Source organism: Arthrobacter sp. UYP4, assembly GCF_057291175.1.
The window spans coordinates 122,244-139,825 of the sequence record NZ_JBXAVU010000002.1 but is presented as its reverse complement, the minus strand read 5'-3'; the positions used below and the strand labels follow the sequence as shown (position 1 = coordinate 139,825).

At 69.3% G+C, this 17,582-nt stretch carries 14 protein-coding genes and 2 tRNA genes; 14 read left to right on the top strand and 2 right to left on the bottom strand.

Annotation, left to right across the window (positions count from 1 at the left end; translation table 11 throughout):
• Positions 1-10 precede the first annotated feature (10 nt).
• The 4 genes from AC0Z9V_RS09480 (at position 11) to AC0Z9V_RS09465 (ending at position 5,154) form a co-directional block, all read left to right on the top strand.
• Positions 11-1,291, top strand: coding sequence for a deoxyguanosinetriphosphate triphosphohydrolase (locus AC0Z9V_RS09480; RefSeq protein ID WP_133082154.1), 1,281 nt, complete (start codon positions 11-13; stop codon positions 1,289-1,291).
• Between the two features lie 102 nt (positions 1,292-1,393).
• Entirely contained in the window at positions 1,394-3,367 is a 1,974-nt protein-coding gene (gene dnaG, locus AC0Z9V_RS09475) for a DNA primase (protein WP_485141354.1), read from the top strand.
• 54 nt (positions 3,368-3,421) lie between these two features.
• A tRNA-Asn gene (locus AC0Z9V_RS09470) sits at positions 3,422-3,494 on the top strand.
• A 157-nt stretch (positions 3,495-3,651) separates the two neighbouring features.
• The gene (locus AC0Z9V_RS09465; RefSeq protein WP_485141353.1) at positions 3,652-5,154 is read left to right on the top strand and encodes an SDR family oxidoreductase; all 1,503 of its coding nucleotides are present in this window, start codon (positions 3,652-3,654) and stop codon (positions 5,152-5,154) included.
• 108 nt (positions 5,155-5,262) lie between these two features.
• Here AC0Z9V_RS09465 and AC0Z9V_RS09460 read toward each other — a convergent pair whose 3' ends face one another.
• Positions 5,263-6,492 carry a multidrug effflux MFS transporter gene (locus tag AC0Z9V_RS09460; protein WP_133082157.1) on the bottom strand — a complete coding sequence of 410 codons (1,230 nt, stop codon included), beginning with the start codon at positions 6,490-6,492 and terminating at the stop codon, positions 5,263-5,265.
• A 293-nt stretch (positions 6,493-6,785) separates the two neighbouring features.
• Between AC0Z9V_RS09460 and AC0Z9V_RS09455 the strand changes: the two genes are divergently transcribed.
• The 7 genes from AC0Z9V_RS09455 (at position 6,786) to AC0Z9V_RS09425 (ending at position 13,595) form a co-directional block, all read left to right on the top strand.
• The gene (locus tag AC0Z9V_RS09455) at positions 6,786-8,219 is read left to right on the top strand and encodes a sugar porter family MFS transporter (protein WP_485141352.1); all 1,434 of its coding nucleotides are present in this window, start codon (positions 6,786-6,788) and stop codon (positions 8,217-8,219) included.
• A gap of 140 nt (positions 8,220-8,359) precedes the next feature.
• Positions 8,360-9,169, top strand: coding sequence for a phage holin family protein (locus AC0Z9V_RS09450; protein ID WP_485141351.1), 810 nt, complete (start codon positions 8,360-8,362; stop codon positions 9,167-9,169).
• A gap of 112 nt (positions 9,170-9,281) precedes the next feature.
• Positions 9,282-9,905: a CDP-alcohol phosphatidyltransferase family protein gene (locus AC0Z9V_RS09445; protein WP_485141674.1), complete on the top strand. Its 624-nt coding sequence runs from the start codon at positions 9,282-9,284 to the stop codon at positions 9,903-9,905.
• Entirely contained in the window at positions 9,893-10,768 is an 876-nt protein-coding gene (locus AC0Z9V_RS09440) for a DMT family transporter (RefSeq protein WP_485141350.1), read from the top strand. The genes AC0Z9V_RS09445 and AC0Z9V_RS09440 overlap by 13 nt, the downstream gene beginning before the upstream one ends.
• A gap of 48 nt (positions 10,769-10,816) precedes the next feature.
• On the top strand, positions 10,817-12,064 hold the full coding sequence (locus tag AC0Z9V_RS09435) for a glycosyltransferase (RefSeq protein WP_485141349.1): 1,248 nt from the start codon (positions 10,817-10,819) through the stop codon (positions 12,062-12,064).
• Positions 12,065-12,128: 64 nt separating this feature from the next.
• Positions 12,129-12,202: transfer RNA gene (locus AC0Z9V_RS09430), tRNA-Ile, on the top strand.
• 202 nt (positions 12,203-12,404) lie between these two features.
• Positions 12,405-13,595 carry an acyl-CoA dehydrogenase family protein gene (locus AC0Z9V_RS09425; protein WP_208740760.1) on the top strand — a complete coding sequence of 397 codons (1,191 nt, stop codon included), beginning with the start codon at positions 12,405-12,407 and terminating at the stop codon, positions 13,593-13,595.
• On the opposite strand, the gene AC0Z9V_RS09420 is transcribed toward AC0Z9V_RS09425, so the two are convergent.
• Positions 13,521-14,249: a M23 family metallopeptidase gene (locus AC0Z9V_RS09420; RefSeq protein ID WP_485141348.1), complete on the bottom strand. Its 729-nt coding sequence runs from the start codon at positions 14,247-14,249 to the stop codon at positions 13,521-13,523. The genes AC0Z9V_RS09425 and AC0Z9V_RS09420 overlap by 75 nt on opposite strands.
• A 399-nt stretch (positions 14,250-14,648) precedes the next feature.
• On the opposite strand from AC0Z9V_RS09420, the gene rpsB reads away from it, so the two are divergent.
• The 3 genes from rpsB (at position 14,649) to pyrH (ending at position 17,473) form a co-directional block, all read left to right on the top strand.
• Positions 14,649-15,593 carry a 30S ribosomal protein S2 gene (rpsB, locus tag AC0Z9V_RS09415; RefSeq protein ID WP_133082163.1) on the top strand — a complete coding sequence of 315 codons (945 nt, stop codon included), beginning with the start codon at positions 14,649-14,651 and terminating at the stop codon, positions 15,591-15,593.
• Positions 15,594-15,728: 135 nt separating this feature from the next.
• Positions 15,729-16,565, top strand: a complete 837-nt coding sequence (gene tsf / locus AC0Z9V_RS09410) for a translation elongation factor Ts (RefSeq protein ID WP_208740762.1) — start codon at positions 15,729-15,731, stop codon at positions 16,563-16,565.
• Between the two features lie 167 nt (positions 16,566-16,732).
• Complete coding sequence (gene pyrH / locus AC0Z9V_RS09405; RefSeq protein ID WP_133082165.1) at positions 16,733-17,473, top strand: UMP kinase; 741 nt, start codon at positions 16,733-16,735, stop codon at positions 17,471-17,473.
• Positions 17,474-17,582 lie beyond the last annotated feature (109 nt).

Sequence of the window (17,582 nt, the reverse complement as noted above, 5' to 3'; positions counted from 1 at the left end):
GAAAGGCATCATGAGCTTCCCCGAACAGCACGCCACCGGCTACGCCGTCGCCGACACCGCGCGGTGGGTGGAGGAGCCGCCCAAGAGCTCGCACCGGACCGACTTCGAACGGGACCGCGCCCGCGTGCTGCACTCCTCGGCGCTGCGCCGCCTCGGTGCCAAGACACAGGTGGTCGCTCCGGACACCGACGACTTCGTGCGCACGCGCCTGACCCATTCCCTCGAGGTCGCGCAGGTCGGCCGCGAGCTCGGCAGGACCCTGGGGTGCGACCCCGACATCGTGGACACCGCGTGCCTGGCCCACGATCTCGGGCACCCGCCCTTCGGCCACAACGGGGAGTCCGCCCTCAACGACATCGCCCACGGCATCGGCGGGTTCGAGGGCAACGCCCAGACCCTGCGCCTCCTCACACGCCTCGAGCCGAAGGTCCTCGCGCCCGACGGCGGCCCGGCGGGCCTCAACCTGACCCGGGCCAGCCTGGACGCCTCCTGCAAGTACCCGTGGGCCGCCTCGTCGGCACCCGTGATCGGGGGCCAGCGCACCACCAAGTTCGGTGCGTACGACGACGACCTGCCGGTCTTCGAGTGGCTGCGCCACGGTGCCCCCGAGGGCCGGTCGTGCCTCGAGGCGCAGGTCATGGACCTCGCCGACGACATCTCCTACTCCGTGCACGACGTCGAGGACGCGATCGTCGCCGGGCACCTGCAGCTGAAGTGGATGGACAGCGCGGACGCCCGCGCCCGCGTGGTGGGCTACACCCAGCAGTGGTACCTCCCCGGCAGTGACCCGGCGGCCGTCGACGCGGCGCTGGCACGCCTGGAACGGACGCCCGTCTGGGTCCGCGAGGCGGACGGCACACGGCGGTCGATGGCTGCCCTGAAGAACATGACCAGCCAGTTGATCGGCCGCTTCTGCCAGAGCGCCATGCAGTCCACGCGCTCCATCTACGGACCGGATCCGCTGACCCGCTACAACGCGGAGATGGTGGTGCCGGAGGAGACCATCATGGAGATCGCCGTGATGAAGGGCCTCGCGACGACCTACGTCATGACCACCGACCACCGCCAGCCGCTGTACGAGCGCCAGCGGGAGATCCTCGCGTCCCTCGTCGCGCAGATCCACGCCGACGGCGACCGCTCCCTCGAGCCGATGTTCGCGGCCGACTGGCGCGGTGCACCGGACGACGACGCCCGCCTGCGCGTCGTCATCGACCAGGTGGCCTCCCTGACGGACGCCTCGGCGCTCGGCCTGCACGAGCGCATCGTCGGCCCGGTCCCGGCCCTCTGGTAGGCGGGGCAGGGGCCGCGGTGCGGCCGGGACGCGGCGAGGCGTTGCGCACGTCCCCTCCCGTGCCGGTCAGGGTGTCGGTGGGGCGGGCCTAAACTGGGTTCCATGGCCGGACTCATCAAGCGGGAAGACATCGATGAGGTACGCCAGCGCACCGACATCAAGGAAGTGGTCGACGCCTACGTCACCCTGAAGTCCGCGGGGATCGGCTCGTGGAAGGGGCTGTGTCCCTTCCACGACGAGCGGTCCCCGTCCTTCCACGTCCGTCCGCAGATGGGTTCCTACCACTGCTTCGGCTGTGGTGAGGGCGGCGACGTCATCTCCTTCGTGCAGAAGCTGGACCACACGTCCTTCAGCGAGACCGTCGAGAAGCTCGCCGCACGCATCGGCTTCGAACTGCACTACGAGGACGGCGGCACCGGGCCCCGCCGCGAGGACGTGGGCAGGCGGCAGCGACTGCTCGACGCCCACAAGATCGCGGCGGAGTTCTACCGCGACCAGCTCCTCGCCCCGGCGGCCGCCACGGCCCGGCAGTTCCTGCAGGAGCGCGGCTTCGACCGCGCTGCCGCGGAGCAGTTCGGCGTCGGCTACGCGCCGCAGGGGTGGGACACGCTCCTGAACCACCTCACCGGGCGGGGCTTCACCCTCGACGAGCTGAAGCTGACCGGCATGTTCAGCGCTTCCTCGAGCAATCCCGGCCGGTTCTACGACCGTTTCCGCGGACGCCTCATCTGGCCGATCCGCGACATCACCGGTGACACCGTCGGGTTCGGGGCGCGGAAGCTCTACGAGGACGACCAGGGGCCGAAGTACCTCAACACCCCCGAGACCTCCCTCTACAAGAAGTCCCAGGTGCTGTACGGCATCGACCTCGCCAAGCGGGAGATCGCCAAGAACCGGCAGCTCGTCGTCGTCGAGGGGTACACCGACGTCATGGCATGCCACCTGGCCGGGGTCGCCACCGCCGTCGCGACCTGCGGCACGGCCTTCGGCACCGACCACATCAAGATCGCCCGCAGGCTCCTGTCCGACGACGGCACCGGGGGCGAGGTGATCTTCACGTTCGACGGCGACGCGGCGGGCCAGAAGGCGGCGCTGCGTGCCTTCGAGGAGGACCAGCGGTTCAACTCCCAGACCTACGTCGCCGTGGAGGCGTCCGGAGCCGACCCGTGCGAGCTGCGCCAGACCCGCGGCGACGACGCCGTGCGCGCCCTCATCGCCGACCGCCGTCCCCTGTTCGAGTTCGCCATCAAGGCGTCCTTCGGGAACTTCGACCTCTCCTCGGGCGAGGGCCAGGTGAAGGCCCTGCGCCATGCCGCCCCGATCGTCGCCCAGATCCGCGACGTGTCGCTGCGGTCCACGTACACCCGTGAGCTCTCGCGCTGGCTCGGCATGCAGTACGTCGGCGAGGACCAGGTGGCCCGTGCTGTGGCCGCCGCGGCACGCCGCGAGGGCAGCTCCGGGCACACGTCCAACGGCCGTCAGCAGAGCGGGCAGGGGAACCCGGGGCAGCAGGGCGGTGCGGGGTCCGGGCCGACGGACCCCGCCGGCGCCGCGTCGGGTTCCCCCGCGTCCGTGGCGTCCGCCACCCCGGGCGAGCCGTACTTCGAGCGGCCCGATCCGCGGGATCCCATCGCCCGGATGGAGCGGGAGGCGCTCGAGGTGGTGCTCCAGCAACCCACCCTCCTCACTGCGGCGCAGTGGGAGAGCTTCTCCACGTCCCGCTTCACCGTCCCGGTCTACGAGGCGCTGCACAACGCCGTCCTCGCGGCGGGGGCGGCGGGTGCGGAGCTGTCGCGATGGGTGGAGTCGGTGCGGGAGGGCGTCCCGGACGTCCTGCGTCCCCTCGTCAGCGAGCTGGCCGTCCGGCCCCTGCCGGCGAAGGACGCCGACGCCATGGTGATGTACTGCCGCGACATCCTGAACCGGCTGACCGAGCTGCGGATCACGCAGCAGAAGGCCGAGAAGCTCGGGCAGCTCCAGCGCATGGATCCCGCGGCCGACCCGGCCCTCTACAACCAGCTGCAACGCGACCTGATGGAGCTCGAGATGCAGCGGCGGCAGCTCCGCGAGGAGTGAGCCGGCCCCGATTTCACTTCCCCCCGGAAGCTATGTAAAGTAGTACTCGCGCTTTCCTCCGTAGCTCAATTGGCAGAGCATTCGACTGTTAATCGAAGGGTTACTGGTTCAAGTCCAGTCGGAGGAGCAAATATGCCCCTGACCTGTGGAAACACGGGTCAGGGGCATTCTTCTTGCCCGCCCGCCCGTGGCGCGCGGACAGACCTGCCGCGGAGGCGGCCGGGCGTGGACCCCTACGGGCTACCGGCCAGGAGGCTGTCAGGGGGCGAGCGTAGGCTGTGCCCATGGACAACGCGGGCAAGCTCATCCTGGTTACCGGAGCAACGGGATACATCGGCGGGCGGCTCGTCACCAAACTCGTCGCCGAGGGGCGCCGCGTGCGCGTGATCGTCCGGTCGCCGCAGAAGCTCAAGGACGTCCCCTGGGCCGGCTCCGTGGACATCGTGCAGGGTGACCTGCAGGACGTCGACACCATGCGGCAGGCGAGCCAGGGCGTGGACACCCTCTACTACCTGGTCCACTCGATGGGCTCGGGGCGGAACTTCGACCGGCGTGAGGCCGACATCGCGGCCACGGTCGCCCGAGCGGCCACCGAGGCCGGTGTCCGTCGCATCGTCTACCTCGGCGGCCTGCACCCCGACGGCGTCGAGCTGTCCACCCACATGCGCTCGCGCACCCAGGTGGGCAGGATCCTCCTCGAGTCCGGCACACCGACCGTCGCCTTCCAGGCCGGTGTCGTCATCGGGTCCGGCTCGGCGTCCTTCGAGATGATCCGCCACCTCTCCGACGTCCTGCCCGTGATGCCCGCGCCGAAGTGGGTCCTGAACCACATCGAGCCGATCGCGGTCCGCGACGTCATCCACTACCTCGTCGGCGCACTCGACCTCGCCGAGGACCTGAACCGGACGTTCGACATCGGGTCACGGGAGGTCCTGACCTACGCCGAGATGATGAACCAGTACGCGGAGGCCGCAGGACTGCCGCGCCGGAAGATCCTGGCCCTGCCGGTCCTCACGCCGCGCCTCGCCGGACACTGGGTGAACCTCGTCACGCCCATCCCGCGCGCCATGGCCATGCCGCTCATCGAGTCGCTGCAGCACGACGCCGTCACCGCCGAACACGACATCGACCAGTACATCGGCGTCCCCGAGGGCGGCCTGACCGGGTACCGCCGGTCGGTGGACCTCGCGCTCGGCAAGATGCGCGGGGGAGAGGTGGAGACGAGCTGGGCCGGCGCCTCGCAGATCGACACCGAGGCGGACCCCCTGCCCTCGGACCCCCAGTGGGCGGGCCACACGGTCTTCACGGATGTCCAGACCTACAGCTCCACGGCTTCCCCGCAGCAGTTGTGGAGCGTGGTCGAGGGTATCGGCGGTGAGAACGGCTGGTACTCCTGGCCGGTCGGCTGGGCGGCGCGCGGTTGGATGGACAAGCTCGCCGGCGGCGTGGGCCTGCGGCGTGGCCGACGCGACGCGAAGGAACTCCTCACCGGGGAGGCGCTCGACTTCTGGCGGGTGGAGGAACTCGTCCGGGGCGAGCGGCTCCGGCTCCGCGCCGAGATGAAGGTCCCCGGCCGTGCCTGGCTGGAGTTCCGGGTGGCGCCGGACGGTTCCGGCAGTTCCTACTACCAGCGGGCGGTCTTCTTCCCGCAGGGCCTCTCGGGCAGGCTCTACTGGCTCGCGGTACTGCCGTTCCACGGCTTCATCTTCACGGCGATGGCCCGGAACATCGCCAAGGCGGCAGAGGCACTGCCTGCGGACGCGGAACCGGAGTCCGCAGCGGCCTGACCGCCTCCTCCCGCCCCGTGCGCAGGCTGCAGGAGGGCGGCGGCGTTCCGTGCCCTGCAGGTGTCCTCCGCACGATGCGGGCGCCACAGCGCGACGCATCGGCCGGCGTCACTGCAGGGCCGGCACCGTCCTCGGGCGGACGACGACCCAGAGGAACGTCACGGCGAGGGCGATGCAGGCGGCCATGACCAGCGCCATCGGCGTGGCCGACTCGATGCCCTCGCCCAGCAGGCCGACGAGGGGGGAGATGACACCCGCCGTCCCGAAGGTCACCGCGCCGAGCAGCGAGGCGGCCGTCCCGGCCTGGGCCCCGTTGTTGATGAGTGCGAGGACCTGGACGCAGGGGAAGATGAAGCCCGTCGCCATGATGTAGAACCAGAGCGGGAGCGCCGTGCCCCAGAACCCGAGGCCCAACTGGTCGAAGGCGATGATGAGCAGCGCCATGACCAGCTGCACCACGGTGGCCATGGCGATCACCCACTGCGGACCGACGCGCCTGAGGACGCGCGAGCTGATCTGGACGCCCGCCACGATACCCAGGGAGTTGATCGCGAACAGCAGGCCGTACTGCTGCTCGTTCAGCCCGTACGGCCCCTGGAAGAGGAACGGCGACGCGGACAGGTAGGAGAAGAGCCCGGAGAAGTTCATGCCGCCGACCAGCAGGATGCCGATGAAGATCCGGTCGCCGAGCACCGCGCGGTAGCGCTGCACGACCGTGAGCCCGGACCGCCGGCGGTTCTCCCGGGGCAGGGTCTCGATGATGAACAGCGACACCGCCAGGATCACGAGCACGCCGTAGCACGCGAGGAACCAGAAGATGCCGGGCCAGGGGAACAGCAGGAGAAGCTGCGAGCCGATCACCGGGGCGAAGATGGGAGCCATCCCGTTGACGAGTGCCATGTAGGAGAGCATCCGCACCAGGGTGTAGCCGCCGAAGAGGTCCCGCACCATGGCCATCGCCACCACGCCGCCGCCTGCCGCGCCGATGCCCTGCAGCACGCGGAACACCATCAGCATGGTGATGTCCTCCGAGGACGCCGCACCGATGGAGGCTCCGACGTGGAGCGTGGTTGCGAGGATGAGCGGGAGGCGCCGGCCGATCTTGTCGCTGAGGGGGCCCACGAGGAGCTGGCCGCCGGCGAAACCGATGATCGTCCCGGTGAGGGTCAGCTGGACCGCGGCCTCGGAGACGCCGAGGTCGGACCGCAGTGCGGGGAAGGCGGGGAGGTAGAGGTCGATCGTGAAGGGGCCGAGGGCCGTCAGGGTGCCGAGGATGAAGACGTAGATGATCTTCTCGCGGCGGGAGAGGGTGTCGCCGGGGTGGGAAATGGTGCTCAAGATGCTGCCTAACGGAACGGGACGTGCTGCCGGGTGACGAGGACGTGATGGTGCGGGGACGGCATCGACCGCGGCGGCGGCCCGGCGACGACGGCGGAGCGGCCCTGCTGTGCGACCAGCCTCCCGGAAGGGAGTATTTGGTTGCTGCGGCGAATCAATGACCCTGCCATCCTATGCCGCCCGTCAACCCTCCGGGCAGGAGGCGGGCCCGTACGAGCGCTGGCGAACTGCTGCTAAGCACGCTTCGGATTGACGTAGGGTGAGGAGGACGGAACGAGCAGGGAGAACGGAACATGAGCGCGAACGACACCGGCCAGGACACAGGGCAGTCACCACGGCACCTCGCACGGGTCATCGGGATCACGGTCGCGGCCGCCGTCGGAGGGCTCCTGTTCGGCTTCGACACGGCCGTCATCAACGGTGCGGTGGACTCCATCCAGGCCGACTTCGACCTGAGCGCCAGTGTCCTCGGCTTCACGGTGGCCATCACGCTGCTCGGCTGCGCTGCCGGCGCCTGGTTCGCCGGAGGCCTCGCCGACCGGTGGGGCCGGAAGAAGGTCATGGTCGCGGCGGCCATCCTCTTCGCGGTCAACTCCGCCGGTTCGGCCTACGCCTTCTCCGAATGGGACCTCATGGCCTGGCGCCTCGTCGGCGGCCTCGCGATCGGCATCGCCTCGGTGATCGTCCCCGGCTACATCGCGGAGATCGCACCCTCCAAGTGGCGGGGCGGACTGGCATCGGTGCAGCAGTTGGCCATCACGATCGGCATCTTCGCGGCCCTGCTGTCCGACGCCTCGCTCGCGAACGCTGCCGGAGGCGCGGGTGGCGAACTCTGGTGGGGACTGTCCGCCTGGCGCTGGATGCTGCTGGTCGGCGTCGTACCGGCGGTCGTCTACGGGGTCCTGGCACTGATCATCCCCGAATCCCCCCAGTTCCTCATCCGGGCCGGTCGGGACGAGGAGGCCGCGCGTATCCTGTCGCGGGTCTCCGGAGTCGGGGACACCACCGGCAAGATCCGGCAGATCAGGGAGAGCTTCGAGCGCGAGGACCGGGCGAGCTACCGCGACCTCCGCGGGCCGGCCTTCGGCCTGCAGCCCATCCTGTGGATCGGCATGGCCATCGCGGCGCTGCAGCAGCTGGTGGGCATCAACGCGATCTTCTACTACTCGACGACGCTCTGGAAGTCGGTCGGCTTCAGCGAGGGCGACTCGTTCACGACGTCCGTGATCACCTCGATCATCAACGTCGCCATGACCTTCGTCGCGATCTTCTTCGTCGACCGCGTCGGACGGCGGAGACTGCTCCTCATCGGTTCGGTCGGCATGGCCGTCGGGCTCCTCGCCGCGACTCTCGCCTTTTTGCAGGCCGACGGATCCGGCGAGGACATCACGCTCCCCGGCGCCTGGGGGCCCATCGCGCTCGTCGGCGCGAACCTCTTCGTCATCTTCTTCGCGGCCACGTGGGGCCCGGTCATGTGGGTCACCCTCGGCGAGATGTTCCCGAACCGTATCCGGTCGATCGCGCTGGGCGTCGCCACGATGGTCAACTGGGTCTTCAACTTCATCGTCACCCTGACCTTCCCCTGGGTCAGCGAGAACCTCGGCCTCTGGACGATGTACGCGGCGTTCACGGTCTTCGCGGTCCTCTCCTTCGTCTTCGTCCGGACCAGGCTCCCCGAGTTCGCCGGCAAGGACCTCGAGGACAACGCGGAGCTGACGTCCGCCTGACGGCGCCGGCACTAGCGCACCGGGAGCCCTGCGGTCCCGCATCAGCAGGGCCGCCGGGTGGCGGAACCCGGGCAGCCGGCCGGTGGTAATTTTGGTTCAGCGAATTTCCAGCAAGATCCACACGAATGGAGGCAGGGCCTATGAACAGCTCGGCTAGTACGCGCGGCAAGCGGTCCACGGGCTCGCTCTCGCTGTTTGGACTCCTCAGGCTCCTGGCACGCCTGACGCCGCGACAGGTCAGCGACGAGTTCTCGATCGCCCTCGAGCAGATGAAGCAGAAGGGGATTAAGGCGGGAATCGCCGCCGCGTTCCTCGTGGTCGCACTCGTCCTCGTCCTGTTCTTCGCCGTCGCACTCGTCGTCGCCGGCATCATGGGCCTCGCGGAGATCATGCCGGCCTGGCTGGCCGCCCTGCTGGTGGCCCTGCTGTTCCTCGTGCTCGCCGGCATCCTCGCCCTGATCGGTGTGTCGCGCCTGAAGAAGCAGCTCCCGCTGATGCCGCAGGACGCCATCCGCGGCATCCGTTACGATCTCGGCGTGCTGAAGGAGGGCCGCAGCTTCGACCCCGCGACCCTGGACGTCAAGAAGCCGAAGGACGACACGTCGGGCAAGGACGATGTCGCCAAGGACACCAAGCCCAAGGAGCCGACGCCGTCGTACGAGGAACTGCGCGGCCGCTCGGGCGAGCGCCGCACCCACATCGCCGAGGCGCGGGATTCCCTCGGCGCCCGCGTGGACATCGCGTCACGTTTCGGCAAGGGCAGGCACCGCTCGCCCCAGAGCGGTGCGGCATCGGACGGCTCGAAGGGCGACGGAGCGGTCGCCGCCGTCGCGGTGCGCCGCGACGTGCCCCACAACACGAGCCTCGCCGACCGCTGGAAGCCGCTGAGCGTCCTCGCCGCCTCCGTCGCGGCCCTGCTCGTGCTGCTGCGCAGGCTCCTCAGCAGGTAGTACCAGGCAAATCCGACGGCGGCCGCCCGCCCGTGATCCGACCCGCAGCACGCGGGGAGAGTCGCAGGAGAGCGGCCGCCGGCCTGCATAATGGGGTGGGGAGGCACGGGTGATGCGATTGATCGGGGCCGGGACACGGCCCGGCAGCGAGGGGACTGTTCTCTCGACGGCATGGACGCTGCCCAACATCATCACGCTCGTCCGGTTCCTCGGCGTCCCGCTGTTCGTCCTCCTCATCGCTCAGCAGCGCTACGGGGCGGCCGTCCTCACCCTCGTGGTCGTCGGCTCCACCGACTGGGTGGACGGCTACGTCGCCCGGCGCTTCAACCAGGTGTCGACCGTCGGCAAGTGGCTCGACCCGGTGGCGGACCGCACCGCACTGATCGTCATCGCGGTCACCTTCGTGGTGGACGGCATCGCCCCCGCGTGGCTCGTCTGGACCATCGTCATCCCCGACGTCATCCTCATCATCAACGCACTGGTCCTGTTCCGCGGCCCTCTGCATCTGCCCGTGGCCGCCGTCGGAAAGGTCCGCACGGCGCTGCTCCTCGTCGGAGCCCCCCTGCTCCTGCTGCACCGCGTCGAGGGATTCGGGCACGCCTGGATCCTCGCCGTGGCGCAGGGGCTGCTCGCGGCCGGGTGCGTGCTGCACCTCGTCGCGTTCGTCGCCTACTTCCGGGCCGCCCATCGAAAGTACCGGCTGGAGCGGGCCGAGCAGCAGTCGTGCCCGTCCTAGCGATCACGCTCGCGCTGCTCGGCGCGGTCTTCCTCGCGTTCGGAGCGCAGCGGCAGGGCAGCGCCGTCCGGGCGAACACGGGCGGCCTGTCCCTCAGCTCGTCCGGACTCGCGAGGCTCCTTGCCAACCCGCGCTGGCTGCTCGGCCTCTTCCTGCTGGGGACGGGCACGGCCCTGAACGTCGTCGCCCTGTCCCTGGCGAGCCTGACGGTGGTCCAGCCGATCGGAGCGATAGCGCTCGTGATCACCACGATCGTCAACTCCCGGGACCAGGGCATCCGCATCAACCGGCCGACGGTCGCCGCGATCAGCGCGTGCGTCGCAGGCAGTGCGCTGTTCGTGCTGCTCGCCGTGAACGTCACGCGGGCGAACCATGCCATCGATCCCGCGCAGGAACTCTCCGTGGTGCTGCTGCTCGGAGCCGCCGTCGTGCTCTTCGGCTCCCTCGCGGTGTTCGGCAGGCACCGCCTCAATGCCTTCGCCTACATCCTGGGAGCCGGCGTGCTGTTCGGGTTCGTGGCCGTCCTGACCAAGGTCGTCGCGAGTCATCTGCTCGACCCGAACGGCCGTTTCCTGTTCAACGTCCCGATCCTGACCGTCGTGGCGCTCGTCGCGGCAGCGGCCCTCGGATCGTGGTTCGTGCAGAGCGCCTACGCCACGGGTCCGCCCGACCTGGTGATCGCGGGACTCACGGTGATCGACCCGATCGTCGGGATCGCCGTCGGCATCACCATCCTCGACGAACTCCAGCCGGACGTGCAGACGGTGACCGCGCTGGGCATGGGCGCGGCGGCCCTCGTTGCTATTGTGGGGGTCATCGCGCTGTCCCGCCATCATCCCGATGTCGTGAAGCGACAGCGCTGACAGACCCGTTGCAGTTCCGTCCAGCACACCGACGTAGGGGATCCACGCGTGAGTTACCCGGCTGATTACAAGCCCCTGACCATCCTGATCGCGGCGGACACGTACCCGCCCAACGTGAACGGCGCAGCCCAGTTCGGCTACCGGCTGGCGAAGGGCATGACGGGGCGTGGACACGACGTGCACGTCCTCGCGCCCCGGGACTCCAACGGCCGCAGCTTCACCGAACCGGGCGGGCACTGGACGGTGCACCGCCTCCGCTCGCACAGCGTCCCCACGCACGACTACTGGCGTATCTGCTACCCGTGGGAGATCAAGCGTGACATCAGCCTGCTCTTCGACCAGGTCCAGCCCGACGTCGTGCACATTCAGTGCCACTACATGGTGGGGGAGTACACCCTCTACGAAGCCGTGAAGCGGGGCATCCGCGTGGTGGCCACCAACCACTTCATGCCGGAGAACCTGAATCCCTTCCTGCCGTTCCCCGGGTGGCTGAAGAGGGTCATCGCGAAGAACTCCTGGAAGGACATGGGCAAGGTCATGGGCAAGGCGGCCGCCGTCACGACGCCCACGCCCCTGGCGGCCAAGGCCATGCACGACCACGCGTTCCTGACCGAGGTGCTCCCCGTGTCCAACGGGATCGACTCGTCGGCGTACGAGCTCCAGCCGGGCGAGAGCATCGAGCCGCACGACCATCCCACGGTCCTCTTCGTGGGGCGCCTCGCGGAGGAGAAGCACGTCGACGTGCTGATCGACGCCGTCGCCAGGACCCCGGAACACCTGCAAGTCCACCTCGAGATCGTCGGCGGGGGCGAGGTGAAGCCCGCGCTGCAGGCGCAGGCGGCCCGGCTGGGCATCAGCGACCGCGTGACCTTCCGGGGGCTCGTCGACGACGACGAACTGCGCAAGAGCTATATCCGTGCGTCGCTGTTCTGCCAGCCGGGTACCGCCGAGCTGCAGTCGCTCGTGACGCTCGAGGCGATGTCAGCATCCACCCCGGTCCTGCTCGCCGACGCCATGGCGCTCCCGCACCTGGTGTCCGACGGCGAGAACGGATTCCTGTTCGCGCCCGGCGACTCGGCGGACCTGGGTCGGCGCATCACGGAGATCCTCGAGATGTCCCGCGAGGACCAGCAGAAGATGGGGGCGGCGAGCCGCGCCCTGGTGGGCAAGCACGACATCGACGTCACGCTGGCCACCTTCGAGGGACTGTATTACGGGACCCTTCCCGGAGGGGATCTCCCCGGCGGCTCCGCGGTCGCCGAGGACACCGGGGTCGATGCGGTCCGCCTACAATGAGACCTGCGTCCGGTGCCCGGGTATCAGTTCCGGGAACCGGCGTTGCGGGAGCAGTGTGCTCCTGGGGGCTGTAGCTCAGCTGGTTAGAGCAGCGGACTCATAATCCGTTTGTCCTGGGTTCAAGCCCCAGCAGCCCTACCCTCGGGTCGATGACGACCGATGCGATGCGTCACCTCCTTCCGGGCGGTGGCGCATCCGTCGTTCGGTGCCCGTCCGCTCCGGTCGGACTCACTGGCGCACTAAGTTACTCACGGGTAACATAGGGTGCAGAGCGTGCCGCGTGCGCGCCACCGTCAGCGTGGAGCGTGCTGGTCACCGACGACCAGAGTGAGGGGATCCGATGAGCAAGACGTCGATCGATGTCAACAACCTGCCGTACCCGGGCGGCGACTTCTACGCCTTCGAGGACCTGCTGTCCGACAAGGAGCGTTCCCGGCTGGCCGAGATCCGCGCCTGGCTCACCCGCGAGGTCCGCCCCCACGCCGTCGGGTGGTGGAACCAGGGCGCGTTCCCCAAGGAGCTCATCCCCCGGATCGCCGAGCTGGACCCGGTGAGCCCCGTCCACCGGCAGGGCTACTCGAATCTTTTCGCCGGTATCACCCATGCCGAGTTCACCCGGGCGGACACGTCGTTCGCGACCTTCCTGGGGGTCCACGACGGCCTGTTCACCGGATCCATCGAAGCCCTCGCCTCCCCGGAGCAGCAGCGGGAATGGCTCCCGGACATCTACGCCCTGAAGAAGATCGGCGCCTTCGGCCTGACGGAGCCGCTCGGTGGCTCCGACGTTGCAGGCGGGACGCGCACCACGGCCCGCCGCGACGGCGGCTCGTGGGTCCTGAACGGCGCCAAGCGCTGGATCGGCAACGCGACCTTCTCCGACTGGGTGGTCGTCTACGCGCGGGACCTCGCCGACAACCAGGTCAAGGGCTTCCTGGTGGACACCACCACCCCCGGATTCACCTCGACCAAGATCGAGAACAAGATCGCGCTGCGCACCGTCGAGAACGCCGACATCGTGCTCGACGACGTGGTCGTCTCCGACGACTACCACCTCAAGGGTGCGAACAGCTTCCGGGACACCAACAAGGTCCTGAAGGTCACGAGGCTCGCCGTCGGGTGGCAGGCCGTGGGCCAGCAGCTCGCCGCCTTCGACGTGGCGCGCCGCTATGCCGTGGAGCGCGAGCAGTTCGGCCGGCCCATCGCCAGTTTCCAGCTCATCCAGCAGCAGCTCGTCCAGATCCTCGGCAACGCGATGAGCTCCATGGGGATGATGGTCCGCCTGTCCCAGCTCGAGGACGCGGGCAAGGCCAAGGACGAGCAGTCCGCCCTCGCCAAGGCCTTCACCACGGCCCGGATGCGCGAGAGCGTCGCGGCCGGGCGCAACATCCTCGGCGGGAACGGCATCGTCGCGGACTACGAGATGGCGAAGATCTTCTCCGACGCGGAAGCCATCTATTCATACGAGGGCACCCAGGAGATCAACACGCTCGTCGCGGGCCGGGCGATCACGGGCATGGCCGCCTTCGTCTAGGCCGTCCTCGGCCCGCGCCCGCGCCGCTCGACGGTGCAGCGGGAGGAGCACGGAGGGGCGCCGGTCCGTCACGAAGGCCAGCGGGTCCACGTAGTCGCCGTAAACGCGGACGCCCCAGTGCAGGCAGGGGTCGCCGCAGTGCCCGGCCGCCGGTCCGCCGACGCCGGATCCGGACAGGATGGCCACGGTGTCGCCCCTGCGCACCCGCTCACCCTTTCCCAGGCCGGTGGTGACGGGCTCGAAGCTGCTGACCCTGCCGTCGCCGTGGTCGATCGACAGCACACCCCGGTCCACCACCGTCCCGGCGAAGGACACGACGCCGTCCGCCGGGCTCACGATGGTGGTGCCGGCACCGCCGGCGACGAGGTCGACGCCGCGGTGGCCGCGCTTCCACTTCTGCGGAGGTTCCTCGAACGGGCGCCGGACCTCCGGGGGCGGCTCCAGTGGCCAGACCCACTCCGGCACGAACGGTGCGCCAGTGGCGCGGTCCGTCGACGGGGCGGCGGGAAGACCGGAGCCGCCTACCGACAGGGTCGCCAGCAGCAGGGCCAGGAGCGCGAGCCGCGACCGGCCGGCCCGACGGGACCGGCGTCCACGCCTGCCCGGCAGTGATCCGGCGGAAGACGCGCCCGGGGGTGGGGGATGGCTGTCCATGCCCCGACCCTGCCGGAGCGCCGGTCCGCGCGGACGGGCCCGGGGGTCTATGTGGACGACCGGTCGCCCGTCCGGCCGTCCGGCCGTCCGGCCGAGCCGGATCCGGCCCTGCGCCTGTAGTACACTTGCATCAGCAGTCTGCTGCTCCCACTCCCTTCGTGCCCCCGGCACCGTCGCGGCATGGGACCGCCAGGCTGACTACGCGTGCCTGCGATTCAGTGCCCATCGAGGGCGCCGAAGTTCCCGCCCTGCGGTCCGGTCCAGTCCGGTGGAGGAGGGGACGTCCACGACGACGGACAGGCACCAGGATGTATCGGCCACCCCGGCCGGTACTGAGACAACCGTCAACAAGCTGCCGGCAGCGCACTGCGCCTGAGCCGGAGCTGAAGAAAGGCAGACATGCCAGTCGTAACCATGCGCCAGCTGCTCGACAGCGGCGTCCACTTCGGTCACCAGACCCGCCGTTGGAACCCGAAGATGAAGCGGTTCATCTTCACCGAGCGCAACGGCATCTACATCATCGATCTCCAGCAGTCGCTGGGCTACATCGACCGCGCGCACGAGTTCGTCAAGGCCACAGTCGCCCACGGCGGAACCGTCCTCTTCGTCGGCACGAAGAAGCAGGCCCAGGAAGCGATCGCCGACCAGGCGACCCGCGTCGGCCAGCCCTACGTCAACCAGCGCTGGCTCGGTGGCATGCTCACCAACTTCCAGACGGTCTCCAAGCGCATCCAGCGCATGAAGGAACTCGAAGAGATCGACTTCGACGACGTCGCCGGTTCGGGCCACACCAAGAAGGAGCTCCTGCTCCTCAAGCGTGAGCTGACCAAGCTGCAGAGCAACCTCGGTGGTATCCGCAACCTGACCAAGGCTCCCTCGGTCGTCTGGGTTGTCGACACCAAGAAGGAACACCTCGCGATCGACGAGGCCAAGAAGCTCAACATCCCCGTCGTCGCGATCCTCGACACCAACTGCGATCCCGACGAGGTCGACTTCCCGATCCCGGGCAACGACGACGCCATCCGCGCCGTCAACCTGCTCACCCGGGTCATCGCGGACGCCGTGGCCGAGGGCCTCATCGCCCGCAACAACCGTGCCAACGGCACCGAAGCCGCCGCGGCCGAAGAGCCGATGGCCGAGTGGGAGCGCGAACTGCTCCAGGGCAACGCCGACGCCGCGACCGCTCCCGAGGCGGACGCAGCACCCGAGGCCGGGACCGCCGCGCCCGAGGCAGCAGCCCCCGCCGCCGACGAAGCCCCTGCAGGCCTGCAGGCGCCGATCGCCGAGGAAGTCCCCGAAGCAGTGGCTCCGGTCACCGAAGCCGCGGCAGACGACACCAAGTAGTTCCCGGTGCGTAAGGGGTGTGGGTGAAACCACGCCCCTTACGCATCTTCCGCGGATGTTCGTCGCGGAACGTCCGTACCCCGGGCCGAGGCCCGCGAAAGCTCTTCGTAGATCCACATCAACTTAGGAGTTCATATGGCAAATTTCACTGCCGCTGACATCAAGGCCCTGCGCGAGCGCACGGGCGCCGGCATGATGGACGTCAAGAAGGCGCTCGACGAAGCCAACGGCGACGCCGACAAGGCCCTGGAACTGATCCGCATCAAGGGCCTGAAGGGCGCGACGAAGCGCGAGGGCCGCTCGACCGCCGAGGGCCTCGTCGCCGCTCGCGTCGACGGCACCGTCGGCGTCATGGTCGAGGTCAACTGCGAGACCGACTTCGTCGCGAAGGCCGGCCCGTTCATCGACTTCTCGAACAAGGTGCTCGCCGCCGCGATCGAATCCGGTGCAGCCGACGTCGCGACGCTCCTGGCGTTCGAGCTCGAGGGCAAGCCCGTCTCCGAGCACGTCATCGAAGCGGGTGCGCTCCTCGGCGAGAAGGTCGACGTCCGTCGCATCGCCCGCGTCGAGGGCCAGATCGTCGACGCCTACCTGCACAAGACGTCCAAGGACCTCCCCGCCCAGGTCGGCGTGCTCTTCGCCGTCGAGGGTTCCGGGGACGGGGCCGTCGAGGCCGCGCACGACGTCGCGGTGCACATCGCTGCGTACTCGCCCACCTACCTGACCCGCGAGGACGTCCCCGCCGAGCTCGTCGAGTCGGAGCGCCGCATCGCCGACGAGACCGCACGCGCCGAGGGCAAGCCCGAGCAGGCCCTGGCGAAGATCGTCGAAGGACGCCTCACCGGCTTCTTCAAGGAGGGTGTGCTGGTCGACCAGGCATTCGCCAAGGACGCGAAGAAGTCCGTCGCCACGGTCCTCGCGGACGCCGGCGCCAAGGCCACGGCCTTCGCGCGGTTCCGCGTCGGAGCCTAGCCCTTCGGCCCCTGCACGGTGAAAGGGCGGCCGCCTCCAGGTGGCCGCCCTTTCCTGCGCCCGGGAGGCGCACCGTATCCTGTAACGGGTCCGGCAACATCCCACACCCCGCACCAGCGGCCGTCCGGTCAGGCACGGCCCCCAGTACTACGCCCGGGAGGCACTTCATGGACACCATTTCCACTGCACGGACGGGTGGCACCGGGGGCCGGCGCCGCGTCCTGCTGAAACTGTCGGGCGAGGTCTTCGGCGGTGGCAAGCTGGGCGTGGACCCCGAGACCGTGCGGTCGGTGTCGAAGCAGATCGCGGCGACCGTCGGCGACGTCGAGGTCGCGATCGTCGTCGGGGGCGGCAACTTCTTCCGCGGCGCGGAGCTCTCGCAGAGCGGCATGGACCGCTCGCGCGCCGACTACATGGGCATGCTCGGCACCGTGATGAACTGCCTCGCACTGCAGGACTTCCTGGAGCAGGCGGGCGTCGAGACGCGGGTCCAGAGCGCCATCACCATGGGCCAGGTCGCCGAGGCGTACATCCCGCGCCGCGCCATCCGCCACCTCGAGAAGGGCCGCGTGGTCATCTTCGGTGCCGGCGCCGGCCTGCCCTACTTCTCCACCGACACCGTGGCGGCGCAGCGCGCACTCGAGGTGCATGCCGACGAGGTCCTGATGGCGAAGAGCGGGGTGGACGGCGTCTACACCGCGGATCCGCACAAGGACCCGACGGCGGAGAAGCTCGACACCCTCTCCTACGACGAGGCCCTGCGACGGGACATCCGGGTGATGGACCAGACCGCGATGACCATGTGCAAGGACAACAACCTGACCATGGTGGTGTTCGGCATGGAGGGCGAGGGCAACGTGACCCGGGCCATCCGCGGCGAGAAACTCGGCACCATCGTCACCGCCTAGCGGCTCGGTGCGGACGGGGCAACGACGCCCTGCCCGCGCCGGGGCACCGCACCCCCGTGAACTAGGATGAACCACTGGAACGGTTGCCGTGCAGCCGACTGCAGAGCGA